Annotated in this window: 19 protein-coding genes and 1 pseudogene (1 of these 20 cut by a window edge); 12 read left to right on the top strand and 8 right to left on the bottom strand. The window is 63.3% G+C overall.

Annotated elements, in window-relative coordinates:
* The 4 genes and pseudogenes from rsmH to JF616_09810 all read left to right on the top strand — a co-directional run.
* A pseudogene (rsmH, locus tag JF616_09795) lies at positions 1-92 on the top strand (16S rRNA (cytosine(1402)-N(4))-methyltransferase RsmH); it begins 970 nt to the left of the window's first position.
* Positions 92-508 (top strand): nucleotide pyrophosphohydrolase, encoded by a 417-nt coding sequence (locus JF616_09800; GenBank protein ID MBW8888035.1) that lies wholly within the window; start codon positions 92-94, stop codon positions 506-508. The pseudogene rsmH and the gene JF616_09800 overlap by 1 nt, the downstream one beginning before the upstream one ends.
* Before the next feature lie 101 nt (positions 509-609).
* A complete protein-coding gene (locus JF616_09805; protein ID MBW8888036.1) occupies positions 610-1,287 on the top strand; it encodes a hypothetical protein in 678 nt (225 codons plus the stop codon).
* A 68-nt stretch (positions 1,288-1,355) separates the two neighbouring features.
* Entirely contained in the window at positions 1,356-2,390 is a 1,035-nt protein-coding gene (locus JF616_09810; GenBank protein MBW8888037.1) for a hypothetical protein, read from the top strand.
* 44 nt (positions 2,391-2,434) lie between these two features.
* Here the strand turns inward: JF616_09810 and JF616_09815 are convergent, their stop codons facing one another.
* The gene (locus JF616_09815) at positions 2,435-2,830 is read right to left on the bottom strand and encodes a VOC family protein (protein MBW8888038.1); all 396 of its coding nucleotides are present in this window, start codon (positions 2,828-2,830) and stop codon (positions 2,435-2,437) included.
* Between the two features lie 110 nt (positions 2,831-2,940).
* Here JF616_09815 and JF616_09820 point away from each other — a divergent pair, with 110 nt between their 5' ends.
* Together JF616_09820 and JF616_09825 are read left to right on the top strand one after the other, a co-directional pair.
* Positions 2,941-4,125, top strand: coding sequence for a hypothetical protein (locus JF616_09820; GenBank protein ID MBW8888039.1), 1,185 nt, complete (start codon positions 2,941-2,943; stop codon positions 4,123-4,125).
* Between the two features lie 17 nt (positions 4,126-4,142).
* A complete protein-coding gene (locus JF616_09825; protein MBW8888040.1) occupies positions 4,143-4,322 on the top strand; it encodes a hypothetical protein in 180 nt (59 codons plus the stop codon).
* Between the two features lie 6 nt (positions 4,323-4,328).
* Here the strand turns inward: JF616_09825 and JF616_09830 are convergent, their stop codons facing one another.
* The gene (locus JF616_09830) at positions 4,329-5,099 is read right to left on the bottom strand and encodes a DUF1223 domain-containing protein (GenBank protein MBW8888041.1); all 771 of its coding nucleotides are present in this window, start codon (positions 5,097-5,099) and stop codon (positions 4,329-4,331) included.
* A gap of 55 nt (positions 5,100-5,154) precedes the next feature.
* Complete coding sequence (locus JF616_09835) at positions 5,155-5,667, bottom strand: DinB family protein (GenBank protein MBW8888042.1); 513 nt, start codon at positions 5,665-5,667, stop codon at positions 5,155-5,157.
* A 274-nt stretch (positions 5,668-5,941) separates the two neighbouring features.
* Between JF616_09835 and JF616_09840 the strand changes: the two genes are divergently transcribed.
* Entirely contained in the window at positions 5,942-7,438 is a 1,497-nt protein-coding gene (locus tag JF616_09840; GenBank protein MBW8888043.1) for a hypothetical protein, read from the top strand.
* On the opposite strand, the gene JF616_09845 is transcribed toward JF616_09840, so the two are convergent.
* The 4 genes from JF616_09845 to JF616_09860 are packed head-to-tail and all read right to left on the bottom strand — an operon-like array spanning position 7,422 to position 10,236.
* Positions 7,422-8,027 carry a hypothetical protein gene (locus JF616_09845; protein MBW8888044.1) on the bottom strand — a complete coding sequence of 202 codons (606 nt, stop codon included), beginning with the start codon at positions 8,025-8,027 and terminating at the stop codon, positions 7,422-7,424. The genes JF616_09840 and JF616_09845 overlap by 17 nt on opposite strands.
* Before the next feature lie 40 nt (positions 8,028-8,067).
* Positions 8,068-8,658, bottom strand: coding sequence for a DUF1211 domain-containing protein (locus tag JF616_09850; protein MBW8888045.1), 591 nt, complete (start codon positions 8,656-8,658; stop codon positions 8,068-8,070).
* A gap of 55 nt (positions 8,659-8,713) precedes the next feature.
* The gene (locus JF616_09855) at positions 8,714-9,343 is read right to left on the bottom strand and encodes a carboxypeptidase regulatory-like domain-containing protein (GenBank protein MBW8888046.1); all 630 of its coding nucleotides are present in this window, start codon (positions 9,341-9,343) and stop codon (positions 8,714-8,716) included.
* Complete coding sequence (locus JF616_09860) at positions 9,340-10,236, bottom strand: TIGR02147 family protein (protein MBW8888047.1); 897 nt, start codon at positions 10,234-10,236, stop codon at positions 9,340-9,342. The genes JF616_09855 and JF616_09860 overlap by 4 nt, the downstream gene beginning before the upstream one ends.
* Positions 10,237-10,364: 128 nt before the next feature.
* Here JF616_09860 and JF616_09865 point away from each other — a divergent pair, with 128 nt between their 5' ends.
* The 4 genes from JF616_09865 (at position 10,365) to JF616_09880 (ending at position 15,508) form a co-directional block, all read left to right on the top strand.
* Positions 10,365-12,206, top strand: a complete 1,842-nt coding sequence (locus JF616_09865; protein MBW8888048.1) for a spondin domain-containing protein — start codon at positions 10,365-10,367, stop codon at positions 12,204-12,206.
* A gap of 128 nt (positions 12,207-12,334) precedes the next feature.
* Entirely contained in the window at positions 12,335-13,651 is a 1,317-nt protein-coding gene (locus JF616_09870; GenBank protein ID MBW8888049.1) for a cystathionine gamma-synthase family protein, read from the top strand.
* 172 nt (positions 13,652-13,823) lie between these two features.
* Positions 13,824-14,417, top strand: a complete 594-nt coding sequence (locus JF616_09875; protein MBW8888050.1) for a superoxide dismutase family protein — start codon at positions 13,824-13,826, stop codon at positions 14,415-14,417.
* Positions 14,418-14,473: 56 nt separating this feature from the next.
* Positions 14,474-15,508 (top strand): pirin family protein, encoded by a 1,035-nt coding sequence (locus JF616_09880; protein MBW8888051.1) that lies wholly within the window; start codon positions 14,474-14,476, stop codon positions 15,506-15,508.
* On the opposite strand, the gene JF616_09885 is transcribed toward JF616_09880, so the two are convergent.
* Positions 15,505-16,140, bottom strand: coding sequence for a DsbA family oxidoreductase (locus tag JF616_09885; protein ID MBW8888052.1), 636 nt, complete (start codon positions 16,138-16,140; stop codon positions 15,505-15,507). The genes JF616_09880 and JF616_09885 overlap by 4 nt on opposite strands.
* A 55-nt stretch (positions 16,141-16,195) precedes the next feature.
* Here JF616_09885 and JF616_09890 point away from each other — a divergent pair, with 55 nt between their 5' ends.
* Entirely contained in the window at positions 16,196-16,399 is a 204-nt protein-coding gene (locus JF616_09890) for a hypothetical protein (protein MBW8888053.1), read from the top strand.

Consider the following 16,399-nt stretch of genomic DNA (forward strand, 5'->3'; position numbering starts at 1 on the left):
CCGATCCCATCCGGCCATCCCCGGAAGAACGCCGGTCCAATCCCAGAAGCTCATGCGCCAAGCTGCGTTGGGCCGTCCGCGCGGCGACTTGATGCGGAAGAAAATCCCGAAGCCCGCCGCCAAGGCGAAGACGCCTAAAGCAAAATCCGGAATCGCAAAATCCGTAACCGGGACCGCGCAATCGGAAATCGGCGCCATCGTCGCGGACATCAAGAAATTCCGCGATGCCCGGGATTGGAAGCAATACCATGATCCCAAGAACCTGGCCATCTGCCTGAACGTGGAGGCGGCGGAATTACTCGAGGTCTTCCTTTGGAAAGGCCATGAGGAAATCGATCGGGAACGATTCGCAGAGGAACTGGCCGACGTTTTGTACGCTGCGTTCCTGCTCGCCGACGGCTACGGCCTGGACGTCGGGAAAATCATCCGGGCCAAGCTTAAGAAGAACGCGGTGAAATATCCCGTCCGGAAGGCGAAGGGCTCGCGGAAGAAATACGACGAGCTCTGAGCCGGAAGGGATCTCCCATAGCCGCCGGCATCGGAGCCGGGCCGCGGCCGCGCTTATTGTGCTAAATTGGACGGGCCGAATCAAATACAAGGGTGTGTTCCATGAGATTGCCGGTCCTCGCCGCATTGCTTCTGCTTGCCGTCGAATGCTTTTCCGAACCGAACGATTCCATTCCCGGGGAAACCGCGCGGACGTCCTACGGGATTTCCCTGCAGCCCTACAAGTACAAGATGGCCATCGAAAGCAAGGTCCCGATGGTCAACGCGGACGTGCTTATCGCAAAGGACCGGAAGTGGTATTTCCTGAAAGCCTCCTGGTTCGGGAATAACAGTGAATCGGACTGCTACGGTTGCAACGCAACGCCGCAATACACGCCGAGCACCGAGGAGTTCAGTTGGCTGAGGATCGGGTTTTCGCGACGCTTCCTGTTCAAGGAAACCGGCTTTTCCTTCTTCCATGAACCGGGGGTCAACCTTATCCGCTGGCATTGGAGGTACTCGGAATTCATGCAATTCATCCCGGGCACCACGACGTACCGGGAAGACAGGAATGAATACGAATTCATCGGGCTGCAACCGATCGAATACGGGGGGATGCAATGGCATTTCCACGGCTTCCTGGCGACGTTCGCCATCGGCATAGGGGCAAACCTCGGGCTGAATGAAGAATCGAAATCGGGGGTGGTCCAGTCTTCCGGCCGCTTCACCGTTCCGCTGTCGATTCCCGATTATTACTTCGTATCGGGCGATATCAACTTCGGCCTGGGGTACGTTTTCTAGGGATTCGCCCGCTTCCTTGACTAAGCGGCCCGAGTGCGGTAAATAATGGATAGGCCAGGCGGATCCGCATGAAAATCATATCCCGCAAAAAGAAACTCTTCCCCATCAGCGACCCGCTGCAGGAATACCTGAAGTCTTACTCCCGTTCCCGGGATTTGCCCGTCAGCTACGCGGATCTGTCCCGCTATCAGGCCGCCACGCCTTTGATGGACAAGAACGACAAGGACACGCTCTGGGCCACGTGCATGTACTACCATGCCGATGAGGAACAGATTTACAAGGGCCTGACCCAGATCTATTCGCAATTGAAGGCGGCGGGCGATCAGGCCATTACCGATCATCTATACGTCGAGCGGGTGGACTTCTGCGCCTTCGGGAACTCGAACCCCTTCCGGGTGCGGGTCGTCAACCAGTACAACGACAACTACGATCATTTCTACGTGAAGAAAGCGGACGCGTCCCGCATCTACGGATTGGAATTGGAGGATATCCTATCCCCCAACCGCATCAATTACATGGTCAGCGGCAATACCCTGATCGAGGAGCATATCGCGGGCATCCCGGGAGACGTCTTCCTGGCGGAGATACTCGACCGGACCTCGACGAACAAGGTGCGCATCGCCAAGGAATTCGTGAAATTCAACGAGCGCTGCTTCGCGCGCCTGCTGGGGGATATGCGGGCCTACAACTACGTCGTCGATATCACCCCCGATTTCGAAGACGAGCAATACCGGGTGCGGGCCATCGATTTCGATCAGCAGAGCTATGAAGGGAAAATCCAGGCCTACCTTCCCCACTTCTTCCCGGACAACAAGAAAGTAGTGGATTTGTGCGGGCAAATCCTGAACGTGCAAACCATCCGCCAGTACCAATTGGAAGAGCGGACCCTGATCGCCCGGCGCCTGAATTTCTCCAAGGAACAGGTGGTCCGCTTGACGGAGGCCATGCGCTTCGGGGAGCTTTCCCTTCCCGAGAAGACCCAGGAACTGAAGGCGGGCCTGCGCCGTTTCCATAAGGATGATCGCTTCCTCCAGTGCGCGAACATCGGGGACCTGCTGGTGCTGAACCTGGAAACGACCTTGGCTTGCCAGATCGCCCTATAAGCCGGCGTTGTATCGTGGCTCGCGACCGCCGTGGCGACGACCTCTCAGGCGATCATGTAGAATTCCCAGGCGATACGATCCGGATCCTTGAAGGCCAGGTATTTGCGGCCGCCCAAGTAAGGATCCGACTTCACGCCCGTATGCTCCACACCCGCTGCCGTCAATGCGGCTGCCGCCCGCTGGAGTTCGGCCTCGTCGCGGCAGGCCAAGGCGAGGTGATCCAGCCCGATGCGGAAGGGATTGAAGACGTCGCCGGGGGGCGACGCGGCTTCGGGGCCTTTCATGGCGATGATGGCCGATCCCGCCTGGAAGATGAGGATGGGTTCGGGGCGGAGAATCGGGAACCCGAGGACGGTTCCGTAGAAATGGCGGGAGCGGGCCAAATCCCCGCAGCGGAGTCCGATATGGTGGAGGCCGGGAGTGTCGAAAAGAGGGGGCATTCCGGAAAAATAACTATAGATTTCCGTCCAGCGCCGCGGGTGCGGACAAATCGCCGCGGGCCCGGGCGGAACGCCACCGGCTTGGATGGAAAGGTTGCGGAATGGATTCGATGGGCAAACGATTCGGCAGGCATGGGCTGGTGAACATCACGGTGGCGTGGATGGCCTTCGCGGGCGCGGCCCGGGCGGCGGACATCCTGCTGGCTCCCGATAATCCGGCTATCAATTATTATGGTCGTTTCGATTTCTCGAACCCGAAGGCCCCGCGCTTCGATTGGTCCGGATCCGCCATCGAATTCACGGTGGCCGCCACGGCCAGCGTAGGCATGGAAATGGCGGATGGGGCGGGCTATTACGACGTCGAGATCGACGGCACGATCCAGGCGACGCCCATCAACGCCAATTCAGCTAGTTCGAAGAAATACGCCCTGGCGGCCGGGCTCTCCGCGGATAAGCATCTAATCCGCGTCATCCGGCGCAATGAACCCTATCCGAACATCGCGACCTTCGGCGGCGTTTACCTAGCCGACGGCGGCAGCCTGGCCGCCACCCCGAAACCGACCCGGAAAATGGAGTTCGTGGGCGATTCCTGGACGGCGGGATATTTCAACGAGGCCTGCACCGAGCAGCAAGCCAACACCAATACCAATAAGGCCTGGGCCCGCCTGACCAGCAAGGCCTTCCATGCCCAGGACATCATCGTGGCGGAATCGGGGATCGGATTGGCCAAAAGCCTGAGCGGGAAGACTGTCATGCCCAAGAAATACCCGGATACCTTCGACACCATCGGGACGGTCCCCACGCCGGCTTGGGACTTCGCCTGGAAGCCGGATATCGTGAGCGTTTTCCTGGGGATCAACGACAAGAATGCGGGCGCCACCGACCAGCAGTTCGCCACCGCGATGCACGACTTCGTTACCACCATCCGTGGTCATTATCCGGACGCGGCCATCCTGTTCATTTCGGCGACCGGGGGCATGGATGCGGCCGCCAAGTCGGCCGTGGCAGCGGAGACCACGAGCCTGGGGCATAAGCGCGTGTACTGGCAGGAATGTAAAACCGTAGGATCGGGATGCCAGTATCATCCCACCTTGGCCCAACATCAGGAGATCGCCAACACGATGATCGCCCGCATCATGGGCATCACCGGCTGGGATACGACCTTGGCTTCCGTTCCCATCCGGGGGAAGAGGGCCGTGAAGAAGAAGACAGGGCGGACCGGACGGATCCCGGCTGCCCGCGTCGACGGTCGTATTTTGGCCGATTTGCCCCGGGCGCGACCGAAAATATATTAGCAGTGGGAGGGCTTCCCATGTCCACGTTCGGCCTATACATGCTTGGTTTCGTCATGATTATCGGCGGTTTGGCCTACGGGGCTTTGAGGCTCGGGGCGCCGCAGGTCTGGGTCATCATCGGCGCGGTGATACTACTGGGTCTTGGGATCGCATCCGGCGCCTCGCAAACGCGGCGACGCGATGCGTCCGACGCTTAAGCCAAACTATCCCGCCCCGATCCCCGTTTCCGCCGCGCCCAGCACCTCCAGCGATTCCGGATTCTGCGCATAGATGACGGCCCGTAGGGCTTCGGCCCGGGCCCCCGCGGGCAGGGGCAAGCGACTCTCCCCATTTCCGCCGGCATCAAGTCGTAAGGTCGCGAAAGCGGCGACCACGCCATGATGCGCCAACCTCCGGCCGCCGTTCTCCCCTCGCCGTACGGCGACCGCCGTATCGGGATGGACCAGGGCCACCCGGATCAAGGACCCCGGCGGAGCCCCTGCCACCGCGAAGGTAACCTGTACGATTCCGTCCTTTCCGAGCGCGCGGAGCCGTTCGAAACGAGCCGCGGCCGGCCGCCCCAAGGCCAGTCGTACCTCGCTGCGCGCCCGCGCGGCATCGGAGCCGACGAAGGCGGCCCTGCCGTTCACGATCATCTCGGGCGTATACACGCCTCCGCCCAAGGCGTCGGCATAGGACTTTTGGCGTTCGCTATAGGCCGGGCGGCTGAAGGGATCGGCCCAGCCGAGGCCGTTCCAATAATCGACGTGGAAGGATAAGGCGAAAACCGGCTGGCCGCCGCGGGTCGCTTCCGAAGCGATGTCCGCGAGCAGGCGATCGGCGGGAGGGCAACTGGAGCAGCCTTCGGAGGTGAAGAGTTCGACAACGGCGACCCCGGAGGGTCGGGCGACCCCGGTGGGTCGGGCAATCACGGAGGATGCGGCAATCCCGGAAGCCAGCGGTAAAGCGACTGCGGCGAGTAGGGCGAAGCGCATCAAAACCTCCGGGATCGGTCATCAACCCCCGTGGGTCGCGGCTCGGAGGCCGACGTTACAGCCTGTACTTCTCGGCCAAGACGCGGCGATGATGCCGCTCATGCGCGATGATGTAGGAATGCAGCTCCCGCACCGTAAGCAGGATGCCGTTGGCAACGCCCGTCCGATCCATGGCGTCCGGGGGCAGGGTGCCGGCGATCCAGTCCGTCGTCGCGGCGGCCGCCCGGTATCCGCGCAACAGTTCGGCCAAGGGGATCCGCTCATGCCCGGCCACGGTGGCCCATAGGTTCTCATCCGCGCCGGGAAGTTCGCGTACCTCACCGCGGCCGAAACTGAGGATGCGGAAGGCCACGATGATATGCGAGTCGACCACGTGGCCGAGCAGGACCCGCGGCGTCCATTTGCCGGGCGCGTAGGCCCGATCGAGCCGGTCTTCCGGAAGGCTTTCCATCCAGGCCGCATATTCCGCGGTATGTCTGCGGATCTCCTCGGCGGCGCCGGAAAGGCCAGCCAGCTCCGGGAGGAGGAGTTGGTAGTAGGGCGATTTTAAGAAAGGCACGGCGGTCATGAATGCTCCGGGAAGTCGCGGAATGCATCCGGAATAGGTAGCAACTCCGCCCTTCGACCGCTCACTCCCGAATGGCTGCGGCCCGGCTCTACCTATAGGCGACGGCCGCGCCCCTTGCAGGTGTCCCCGGCCCGGAAAAAATGCTCCTCTTTTTCACCGTCCGGGTAACCCACATTTCCAGCAAGGCGCCGGTCCCGGAATTCGCCGGCGGGAAACCGCCTTCGGGGAAGGATACTGAAGTAAGATGAGGGAAACGTCCGGCCGGGGAGGATAGATGGATACCCAAATCAGGCGCGCCTTCGGGTTGATTTTCGCGACATGGGCTTCGGTATCGGCGGCGGTCTACCATATCGGCCCCGCGCGGACCGACAAGGCCTTCGCCGACGTGGTCGGCAAGCTGAACCCCGGCGATAGCCTGTACGTGGACGGCAACGCCACCTACGCTTCCGTCGTCTTCACGCGGCCCGGAACGGCCCTCGCCCCCATTGTAGTCCAGGGTCTGGCCGTGGAAGGTAAGCGACCGCTGATCTCCGGCGGCGCCAATACCGTCCATTTCCGCAGCGATGATCCTTACGACCACGGGGCGGATCATTACGTGTTCCAGGGTTTCGAAATCACCGGCGGCACCTCCCGCTGCCTCTACCATCAATCCGACGATCTCACGGTACGCGACGTGGTCATCCACGATTGCCCCTTGCAGGGCCTACTGGGCGGCGATCAGGGATCGGGCTCCCTACTACTCGAGCGCAGCGAAGTCTACCATTGCGGATCGGGGGATCATAACCACCAGATTTACATGGCCACCGACGAAGTGCACCATCCCGGCAGCGTATTCCGCATGCGCTATTGCTACTTGCATGACGCCAACGGGGGCAACAACGTCAAGTCGCGGGCCGAACGGAACGAGATCCAGTACAACTGGATCGAAGGCGCCTACTATCATGAGCTGGAATTGATCGGGCCCGATCCCGGCGGCGCGCCGGACGGATGGGACCCGCGCCTCAAGCGGGAGGATTCCGACGTGCTGGGGAACGTGTTCCGCAAGCGCAGGACCGCCGCCGGCAACGACAGCAACGGATTCGTATTCCGCATCGGCGGCGACGGCACGGGGGAGTCCCACGGACGTTACCGCTTCGCCTTCAACACCGTCATCGCCGGCACGGGGGCCGTGTTCCGCTGCTTCGACAGCCTGGAAAGCGTGGAGATGCACGGCAACGTATTCCACGGGACGGGCGGGAGCCTGAACCTGATGCGCGTCGCCGAAGCGGCCTGGACCCAAGGCCATGCGGTGATCGCTGGGAGCGGGAATTGGATCACCATCGGCGCTGCCAACGTCCCGTCGGAATGGACCGGGACCCTGCAAGGCGCCGATCCCGGATTCGTTTCCCTGGCGGCAAACGATTTCCGCCCCAAGGCCGGCAGCCCTTTGATCGATGCGGGCCCTTCCGCGCCCGCGGGCCCCGCCGGCTTCGCCTTCCCGTCCCCCGCTTTCCCGCCCGTCTTCTCCCCGCCCTTCCGCGCCCTGGCTGACGAACCCCTGGCGCGACCCTCCGATGGCAAGCTGGATATCGGTGCCTACGAAACAGGAACGGTGATAGGGCTTGCGCGGCGGCGGGGAAAAGCGCCCAATGCGCCCCCAGGGACCGGGCCTGGCGCCGGAGCCATGCTTTGGTACGGCCGGGGCATTCCCGCTTTCGGGGGGAAACCCGCGCGTTACCTCCCGGACGGGCGGTGGGCGGCGCCGGAAACGGATTTCAAAAGCGGAAGGTAAGCAGGTCGGCGCGGAACCGATTGGCCACGGGAGACGCGCCGGGCGGGCCGGTCCGGGCGAGCGTTTCCGCGGCGCGCGCCTCGCGCAGGCGTCGGGAGGTTTCGTTCAATTCCGCATCGTCGGCGTTGAGATAGTACCCGAAGGTTCCCGCCGCGGCGGGCAGGATGAGCATGGCCGGCAGCGCCAAATTCGCGTTGGCCGAAAAGACCAGGGGTATAGTGATCAATTGGCCCAAGAAGCCGCATACCGCCGCGCCGGCCGTAGAGCCGCCCGGATCCATGGCTTTACCGGTCAAAAAGATCCCCAAGGGATTACCCACCGCGTATCCGAGCATACCGCCTAGGATAATCCCCATCCCCTCGGCGGTGCTGCATTGCAAATCCTCGCAGCCATTTTTCTTGAATTGCGAGGCGACGATTAAGCTCCCGGCCGCGCCGATCAAGGCGCCCCCTGCCGCTCCGCCCAAGGTTTCCAACACCGCGGCTTGGGGAGACTTGGGGACGCGGCGGGCCGCGACTTCGCTAGGGGCGAGGCCGGCCGCAAGCAGGCACATCATGAGGGTCGAAGCGAACGGGGATTTATGGCGCATTGGCTTTAGACGAACCCATAAAATGATTTGTTCCAAAGGTTCAAGGTTCCTGCCCGGCTTTCAGCAGCGCGTTCTCGATCCGGCGATCCGGCACCAGCCAGATGATAGCTACCGTGACATACCCCGCTCCCGCAATCAACGGGCTTAGCCATGACGCCGGGATGGCGGTCGTGTAAATCGCCAGCGAAATCCAACCCTTCCGATCCTGTCCGATGGCCCGCGCCAAGGTGGATTCGCGGCCATGCAACCGGATCAACCCCCTAACCATAATGGTGTAGGATACGGCCGCCCCCCACAGCACTCCGCCGTACAGGGCCACGGGCAATGGCGCGAAATGGTTTTCGCCCATCCAACCGGTGACGAACGGGACCAAGGAAAGCCAGAACAGGAGATGCAGGTTGGCCCAGAGCACGCCTCCGCCCACGCGCTTGACCGCATGCCAGAGATGATGGTGGTTGTTCCAGTAGATGCCCAGGTAAACGTAGCTGAGCACGTAACAGAAGAAGGTGGGCAAAACGGGCCGAAGGGATGCCCAATCCGTCCCGTGGGGCACCTTCATCTCCAGCACCATGATGGTGATGATGATGGCGATGACGCCGTCGCTGAACGCTTCGAGCCGGCCTTTACCCATGGAAGAGTCCCTTCGCCATCGAAGGTAATAATACCGGGGCCGGGATAGGATGGATCTAATGCGGCGAAGGGGAAACGCCGCGGAGATCCACGGCCGTATCGGCGGGGCCGGCGGCGATGGGATAGTAGGCCATGCCGGTAGGCGACGACAAGCTCCCGATCGCGATCACCGCCAGGGATTCCGCCGGGACATGGGGTAACCGCAAGGTTTCCCCTGCCCCCTCGCGGCGGGCGTAAACGTCGCTGCCCGGAAGGAAGGCGTAGGCGTCGGGCGGAGCGTCCGCCGGGAGATAAACGGCCAGGGTACGCGCGGCGGCAAGCTCGGAGGCCACCGTCAGGGTCTCCCCGGCGGCCAAGGCGTGGGCGGGATGGATCCAGTCCATGCGCGGCTCCGTCGGATGCAGGACTTCCAGGGTGAAGGCGCCCATGGCCTTCCCCGTGAAACGGAACTCCCCGTACGCATCCGTGAAAGCCGTGCGCGTCGCACCCGCAGCGGAGTCCATCACCGGATTGTATCCGGCGGGCATCAGGATCACTTCCGCCCCGGACACCGCTACGCCTTGGTCCATCACCTGGCCTTGAACCAAGGCGTTGCCGACGTCGGTTCCGCCTCCGCTCACGCACCCGGACGGCAGCAATACGGCGAGGGCCAGGCCCGTGCCCGCTAATGCGCAGCGCGCCCTCATGGCGCATCCTCCTGGGTCAAGGGGAAGAGGTTGATGTTCAATTGGTACAGGCCCGCCGGCGCGGAATCGCCTTCCGCCCTTTTGAGCAGTTCCGCGCGCAAGGCTTCGATACGCGCCAACGCATGCGCATACCCTTCGGCGGAAAGGCTGAGGGTGGTGTTGGCGATCAGGCGCCGATCGGGCGGCAATTTGAAAATGGCCTGCCGCGCCAACTCCGCCATCTGCAAATGATAGGCCCGGGCCGCCCGCGCCAGCGCTCCCGGCTCCATGCCTCCGGTGGCCAAGGTCGCCTGCTTGGGCACCAGACGTCCCGCGCCTTTCGCATTCGCCGCGACCCGCGCCAGATAGCCCTTCCGTTCCAGGAAGTCCAAAGCCGCACGAATGTCCTTCGCAGGGACCGGGAAGCCGAGACGCCGCGCGATCCAGGCGGGATCTTCCGAGAAGCCCGGCAGCGCGGCCAACTCCCGGATCACGGGCAAATACCAATGCGCGAGATAGGCCGCGTCGTCATCCGCCAGGAGCGCCGGCCCATCGCGTCGCTGACGGGCCTCCAGGCTTTCCAACGCGCGGCTACGCGTCTCCACGTCCTTGGCTTGGGCGAAGCGGACCAGGTCCAGGAAATGCGCCGCCTCTTCGCCCGTCAGGCCCATGGCCTCGGCAAGACGGCTCGCCGAATCCCCGGCCAGGTTCTTCTTCCCGTCCATCACCAACTGGATGAAGTTGGGCGATGAGAACCCCGCGGCTTGGGCGAAAGCGCGGAAGGAGAAGCGTCGCGTACTCCCCTTCCGGTCGGTGTAAAAATCCCGGAGGTAGCGGCGAAAATCCGTATACGCGAAAACGGATTCCAGACCCTTGGAAGGGCCTTTCAGGGGATCGCCGGAAGCGGGCTGCATTGTATTCCAAATATACATTCTGGAATACAAAAAATCTTTTAAAAAGATATGTAACGCCGCTTATCGACTAAAGACGTATTTCCAGGAATACAAAATTCCCTTCGTCATCACCCCCATAGGAGGTTCCCATGCCCAATCCCATACGATTTCGCCGCTCCCTGCCACTGTCCCTGGCCACCCTGGCCTTGGGAGGCCTTTCCGCCTGTATGAATACGGACAAGAACGATGCGACCCAAGCCCTTACGGTTACCGTGAAAAGCAAGGCCCCCGCCTTCAGCAGCTCCGTATCCGGGACCTACGGCTCGGGCGCGGCCAAACCGGGCGCCTCCTTTACGTTCGAGTTTTATGCCGCCAAGGGGAGCCGCCTCAGCTTCGCGTCCATGTTCGGCCAGAGCAACGATTGGTTCTTCGCCCCCGACACCGCGGGCATTCCGCTCTATGACGCCGCGGGCGCGCCCGTCTCCGGGGACGTAACGGATCAAGTCTACGTATGGGATGCGGGCACCGAGGAAGACCAGCCGCCTTTGCAAGGATCCAACCAGGCGCCGCGCCAGGCCGCGCCCAATACCGGGCCCGCCGATCCCGACGCGCATGTCCGCCGCGTGCCGGAGTTCCCGGTGGCCGCCTTCGGGTCCGCGCCCGCTAAGCCCGGCGACAGCCTCGCCTTCGAGTTCACCGCGCCCAAGGGCAGCCGCATCAGCTTCGCTTCCATGTTCGGCCAGAGCAACGATTGGTTCTTCGCGCCGGATACCATGGGAATCGACTTGTACGACGCCTCCGGCGCGCCCCGGAACGAGGACATCACCTCGTCGATCAAGCTTTGGGACCTAGGCACCGAGATGGATGAGCCGATCGGGGCGGGCCCGAACCAGGCCCCTCGCCAGGCGGCCCCCAATACCGGCGCGGCCGATCCGGACGATAAGGTCCGCATGGTAACCGATTCCGCCTATGCGGACGTTTCCAAGATCCTCTCCGCCCGCCTGGCTTCCTTGGGCGACGGAAAGTTCCGCGTTACCCTGTCCGTGCTGCCGGAATCGCCCACGCCCCTCTCCCCCGTCGTGTACCAGGTCCACCTGGGCCATCATGCGCTCTTCACCCCCGGCGCCAAGGATGCCGGCATGGGCCTGGAAAGGCTGGCGGAGGACGGCAATCCCAAGGAGGCCGCCATGAATCTGGCCGGATACGATTTCGGCCGCGCGGGCAATAACCTGCATGTTACCCTCATGCCGCAGGGCGGCGGCAAGTTCCAGGCCCGCATCGACGTCCTGGACGGATCGGTGACGCCGGTGGGCCCGGGCGCTTTCTCCGTCCACTCCGGAAGCTCGCCGATCTTCGCCATCGGCGCCGCCGCGCCGGCCGGCCTGGAGCGCCTGTCGGAAGACGGAAATCCCGCCGACCGGGCCGCCGCGCTGGCCATGGCGACGGGCGTAACCACGCCGCTTTCCCCGGTGGTTTGGGCCATCGCGAACAAGAAGGATCTCCTCTTCGCCCAAGGCTCTCCCGACTACGGCAAAGGCCTGGAATCCCTGGCCGAGGAAGGCAACCCGAAAGCCCTGATGGATTACCTGGCCTCGCAAGGCATCCAATCCGGCGCCGCCGGGACCGCCGCCTTCGCCGGCGGGGCTTCGGTCTCCTTCGACGTCATGCCCCGCGAAGGCGACGTGCTTTTCCTCGCCACCATGTTCGGCCAAAGCAACGATCTCTTCTTCGCACCCGGCGGCGACGGCATCTCCCTCTGGAACGGCGCGTACCTCCGTAGCGGCGACGTTACCGGGGACATCTCGCTTTGGGACGCCGGCACCGAAATGAACGAAGCGCCCGGCGTGGGACCCAACCAGGCGCCGCGCGAAAGCGCTCCCGGCATGGGCGGCCCCGGCGAGGGCAAGGTGCAACCCGTCGCCGCGGTGATGGACGGGTTCGCCTATCCCAAGGTCGGGGACCTGATCGAGGTGGACTTGTCGGCGAAGTAAAGAACCCCGGGCCTGGGCAGGCCCTTCCGGCGGAGGCTTCTTGCCCTCGCTTGCGCCGCCCTGGCGGGAATCGATTTTCCCCGCTAGGGCGTCTATGTTATGATAGGCAGGCCAACCGAGGAGGAGCCATGCGCGCGCGCAAGAACGGCAAGACGGATCACGACCGGAAGTTGAAGCCGGAAAGCCTCATGATGAGCTACGGCTACAATCCGGAATGGTCGGAAGGCGCCATCAAAAGCCCCATCTTCCAGACCTCCACCTTCGCCTTCCCTTCGGCCGAGCAAGGCAAGGCTTTCTTCGAAGTGGCCTATGGCCTGCGCGAGCAGCGGCCCAAGGAAAAGAGCGGGCTCATCTACAGCCGCATCAACAATCCCGATCTCGAGATCCTGGAGGATCGCCTCACCCTCTGGGACGAGGCCGAGGATTGCGCCGTGTTCGAAAGCGGCATGGGAGCCATCACCACCGCTTTCCTGGAATTCCTGAAGCCGGGCGATTTGATCCTCATGAGCGCGCCGCTCTACGGGGGCACCGATCATTTCATCCAGGCCTTCCTGCCCAAGATCGGGATCGAATCCATGGAGTTCAAGCCCAGCGAGGAACCGGAAGCCATCGCCCGTCGGCTGGAAGCCTCGGGCAAGTCGGCCAAGCTCGCAATGATCTTCATCGAGACGCCGGCCAATCCCACCAACGCGCTCATCGACATCGCCGCCTGCCGCGGCCTCGCCGATCGCTTCTCCCGGCCCGATCGGCGGATCCTTATCGCCGTCGACAACACCTATATGGGGCCGCTGTGGCAGCATCCCCTGAAGCACGGCGCGGATCTGGTCCTGTATTCGGCGACCAAATACATCGGCGGGCATAGCGACGTGATCGCCGGAGCCTGCCTGGGGAGCAAAGAACTCATCCACCGGGTGAAGGTATTGCGAACCTTCCTGGGCAACATGGCCGGGCCCATGACGGGCTGGCTTTTGATGCGGAGCCTGGAGACCCTCAAGGTGCGCATGGAGCGGCAGGCCGCCAACGCGCAAGAGGTGGCCGCCTGGCTCACCCGGCATCCCAAGGTCGGGAAGGTCTATTACCTGGGCTTGCTCACCGCTGAGGATGGGCAGCAGTACCGCATCTACAAGCAGCAACACAATTCGCCCGGCGCCATGATGGCCTTCGACGTCAAGCGCCCGGACGCCGCCCACGGCGCTTCCGATCCCGCCGCCGACGAGGCCGCCGCGTTCCGTTTCCTGAACCGGCTCAAGTTGATCAAGCTGGCCGTGAGCCTGGGCAGCACCGAATCCTTGGCCGAGCATCCCGCCACCATGACGCATATCGGCGTGGAAGAACATCATCGCGCCGAGATGAACATCACCAATAAGCTCATCCGCTTGTCGGTGGGCGTGGAAGACCCCCAGGATCTCATCTGGGACATCGGACAGGCGCTGGAAGCCGTGTAGGCCGCAGACCCACCGATCGCACGAGCCGGGTCGCGGGGCCGCCCGCCCTTGTCCGGAAACCTGTCGGTTATCTTACCGAATCACGACGCTTGCGCCGCGTCCGAGGGCAAAGCGTAATTATTCTCATCCCCTAATCGATCTCCCCAGGTTCAATCTCTTCCAGGAGGATCCCATGAAGACGCCCATGCATAGCCCGGCGCGTAAATTCGTGATGTTTGCCACGATTTCTATTTCTTCGGCGCTCGTCGCCTGCTCCAGCAATTACAGCAGCACCGGTTCGACCGCCGGGCTCTACGACACCACGTCCGCCATCGCCGCCTTGCGGGGTTATACGGACAGTACCATCCGCGGTACGGTGCGGTTCCGGCAGGAAGGCGATTCCGTAACCGTCGCGACCGACGATATTACCGGGCTGACCGGCACCATGTACGAACTGCAAATCCGCCAGAGCGGGAATTGCCTCTCCCCGGAGTCCAGCGGTGGCGCGTTCCCACCGGGAAATGACTCGAATTCGATTGCGGATAGCCTCGCGGGCCGCATCCAGTTGGGGACTTCCGGAACGGGCTCGGGAACCTTCCGTACATCGGTCCTCAGCCTGAACCCTTCGGAAAACGCGTCCATCATCGGCCGCAGCGTCGTCCTGCAGGCGCGCACCAACATGGAACCGCCCCAGGCCGGCGTCAGCGTTTGGACCAACGTCGCTTGCGGGATCATCACCCAGGGCAACGTGGCAGACACGTCCCGCACCGCGCGCGGCGCCTATTGATTAAACCGGCCGCCGGGCCTATACGGTCCGGCGGCCAAGGCATCTATCTTGATACAATGAACGATCCCATCCTCGGCACCGTGCCCTTGGGCTTTCCCTGGAAAACCCCCGATCCTTTCCTTTTCTGCGCCTACCATCATGACGCCTATCCCGCGGGCAACGGCCGGCTGGGCCCGGCGGCTTCCCTGGCGGGGCGTGATCTCGGTAACGACTTCGCTGGCAAGGACGGCTGGCGCATGTACCACGGGGAATCCATTCCCGGTTTCCCGCAACATCCCCACCGCGGCTTCGAAACGGTGACCATCGCGCGCCGGGGCCTCATCGACCACTGCGATTCCCTGGGCGCGGCGGCGCGCTTCGGGCCCGGACGCGGCGAACGCGGGCGCGGCGACGTGCAATGGGTGACTGCCGGCAAGGGGATCCTGCACTCGGAAATGTTCCCCCTGGTGGACGAAAGGGCGCCCAATCCCTTGGAGCTGTTCCAGATCTGGCTGAATCTTCCCGCCTCCGACAAGCTGGCCGTTCCGCATTTCACCATGCTTTGGGCCGAAGCCGTACCCATCCATGCCGAGAGGGACCGCGAAGGCCGTAGCACCGAAGTTACCGTCGTGGCCGGGCGACTGGGGGATTCCCAAGCCCCTCCTCCCCCGCCCCATTCCTGGGCCGCCCGGCCGGAATCGGACGTGGCGATCTGGACCGCGCGCATGGATCCGTATGCCGAATGGACTTTGCCTCCAGCCGCGGCGGGCGCCAACCGCACCCTGTACTTCCACCGCGGCGCCTCGATGCGCATCGGCGCCCGCGAGATTCCCGCCGGGCATGCCGTCCGGCTCCGGGGGGAGGCGCCCGCTCCGATCCGCAACGGGAAGGAGGAAACGGAATTCCTCTTGCTGCAAGGACGCCCGATCGGCGAGCCGGTAGCGCAGTACGGGCCGTTCGTGATGAATACCCAAGGGGAGATCGAGCAGGCCATCCGCGAATACCAGCAGACCCAGTTCGGGGGTTGGCCGTGGCCTTCGGACGATCCGGCGCATCCGGCCGGGGACGGCCGCTTCGCCCGGCATCCCGACGGCCGCATGGAACGTCCTTAAGGTTCGGTCGCCTGGGCCAGCGCCCTGCGGAAAACCTCCGCGTCCTGGGCGCCGGAAACCGCGAAGCGCCGATCGAACACGAAAAATGGTACTCCGGTCACTCCCAGCCGCTCCGCCTCCTCGATATCGGCCCGCACCTCCGCGGCGAAGGACTCCTTATCCGCCAGCACGGCCGCGGTCTTGACGGGATCGATACCCGCTTCGCCCGCGAGCCCGGCCAATACCTTCGCTTCGCCCAGGTCCCGCCCCTCGGTGAAATATGCGCGGAACAGGCGCTCTTCCAACGCCTCGCCCTTTCCCTCGGCTTTGGCCAATTGGATCAACCGATGGGCATCGAAGGTATCCGCGATCACCGCCTTCTCGAATCGGTATTCCAAGCCCAACTCGGCGCCGGCCTGGGCCAAACGATCGTGGTTGGCGCGGATCTGGGAGAGCGACCAGCCTTTGCGTTCGGCTAGGTAGGTTTCGAGCCCCAGGCCCGGCTTGGCCTTCAACCCCGGATGCAATTGGAAGCTTTTCCAGGTCACGTTCACCTCGTCCCGGCCGGGGAATTCCTCCAAAGCCTTTTCCAGCCGGCGTTTCCCCAGATAGCAGAAGGGGCAAACGACGTCGGACCAGATTTCGATTTCCATGCTTCCTCCGGAATTTATCTTCGCCCTATGGCCCGTGGGGGCCGGAGGTAAATTTATGAAAAGGATGGCTTCATTGATCGCCTTGCCGCTGTGCATCGGCCTCGCGTTCACGGGATGCGGCAAGAAAGGGCCCGGCGAGAAGGCGGGCGAAAAGATCGATCATGCCGGGGACAAGATCCATGACGCGGTAACGCCGGATGGACCGGCCGAGAAGGCGGGAAAGAAGATCGACCATGCGGTGGATAAGGCCACCCATTGA

Source organism: Fibrobacterota bacterium (assembly GCA_019509785.1).
Taxonomy (GTDB): Bacteria; Fibrobacterota; Fibrobacteria; order UBA11236; family UBA11236; genus Chersky-265.

What these genes read in the sequence shown, in the direction of transcription:
- JF616_09800 (MBW8888035.1), top strand. Translation starts at nt 92, where the DNA reads ATGCGGAAGAAAATCCCGAAGCCCGCCGCCAAGGCGAAGACGCCTAAA.
- JF616_09805 (MBW8888036.1), top strand. Translation starts at nt 610, where the DNA reads ATGAGATTGCCGGTCCTCGCCGCATTGCTTCTGCTTGCCGTCGAATGC.
- JF616_09810 (MBW8888037.1), top strand. Translation starts at nt 1,356, where the DNA reads ATGAAAATCATATCCCGCAAAAAGAAACTCTTCCCCATCAGCGACCCG.
- JF616_09815 (MBW8888038.1), bottom strand. Translation starts at nt 2,830, where the DNA reads ATGCCCCCTCTTTTCGACACTCCCGGCCTCCACCATATCGGACTCCGC.
- JF616_09820 (MBW8888039.1), top strand. Translation starts at nt 2,941, where the DNA reads ATGGGCAAACGATTCGGCAGGCATGGGCTGGTGAACATCACGGTGGCG.
- JF616_09825 (MBW8888040.1), top strand. Translation starts at nt 4,143, where the DNA reads ATGTCCACGTTCGGCCTATACATGCTTGGTTTCGTCATGATTATCGGC.
- JF616_09830 (MBW8888041.1), bottom strand. Translation starts at nt 5,099, where the DNA reads ATGCGCTTCGCCCTACTCGCCGCAGTCGCTTTACCGCTGGCTTCCGGG.
- JF616_09835 (MBW8888042.1), bottom strand. Translation starts at nt 5,667, where the DNA reads ATGACCGCCGTGCCTTTCTTAAAATCGCCCTACTACCAACTCCTCCTC.
- JF616_09840 (MBW8888043.1), top strand. Translation starts at nt 5,942, where the DNA reads ATGGATACCCAAATCAGGCGCGCCTTCGGGTTGATTTTCGCGACATGG.
- JF616_09845 (MBW8888044.1), bottom strand. Translation starts at nt 8,027, where the DNA reads ATGCGCCATAAATCCCCGTTCGCTTCGACCCTCATGATGTGCCTGCTT.
- JF616_09850 (MBW8888045.1), bottom strand. Translation starts at nt 8,658, where the DNA reads ATGGGTAAAGGCCGGCTCGAAGCGTTCAGCGACGGCGTCATCGCCATC.
- JF616_09855 (MBW8888046.1), bottom strand. Translation starts at nt 9,343, where the DNA reads ATGAGGGCGCGCTGCGCATTAGCGGGCACGGGCCTGGCCCTCGCCGTA.
- JF616_09860 (MBW8888047.1), bottom strand. Translation starts at nt 10,236, where the DNA reads ATGCAGCCCGCTTCCGGCGATCCCCTGAAAGGCCCTTCCAAGGGTCTG.
- JF616_09865 (MBW8888048.1), top strand. Translation starts at nt 10,365, where the DNA reads ATGCCCAATCCCATACGATTTCGCCGCTCCCTGCCACTGTCCCTGGCC.
- JF616_09870 (MBW8888049.1), top strand. Translation starts at nt 12,335, where the DNA reads ATGCGCGCGCGCAAGAACGGCAAGACGGATCACGACCGGAAGTTGAAG.
- JF616_09875 (MBW8888050.1), top strand. Translation starts at nt 13,824, where the DNA reads ATGAAGACGCCCATGCATAGCCCGGCGCGTAAATTCGTGATGTTTGCC.
- JF616_09880 (MBW8888051.1), top strand. Translation starts at nt 14,474, where the DNA reads ATGAACGATCCCATCCTCGGCACCGTGCCCTTGGGCTTTCCCTGGAAA.
- JF616_09885 (MBW8888052.1), bottom strand. Translation starts at nt 16,140, where the DNA reads ATGGAAATCGAAATCTGGTCCGACGTCGTTTGCCCCTTCTGCTATCTG.
- JF616_09890 (MBW8888053.1), top strand. Translation starts at nt 16,196, where the DNA reads ATGAAAAGGATGGCTTCATTGATCGCCTTGCCGCTGTGCATCGGCCTC.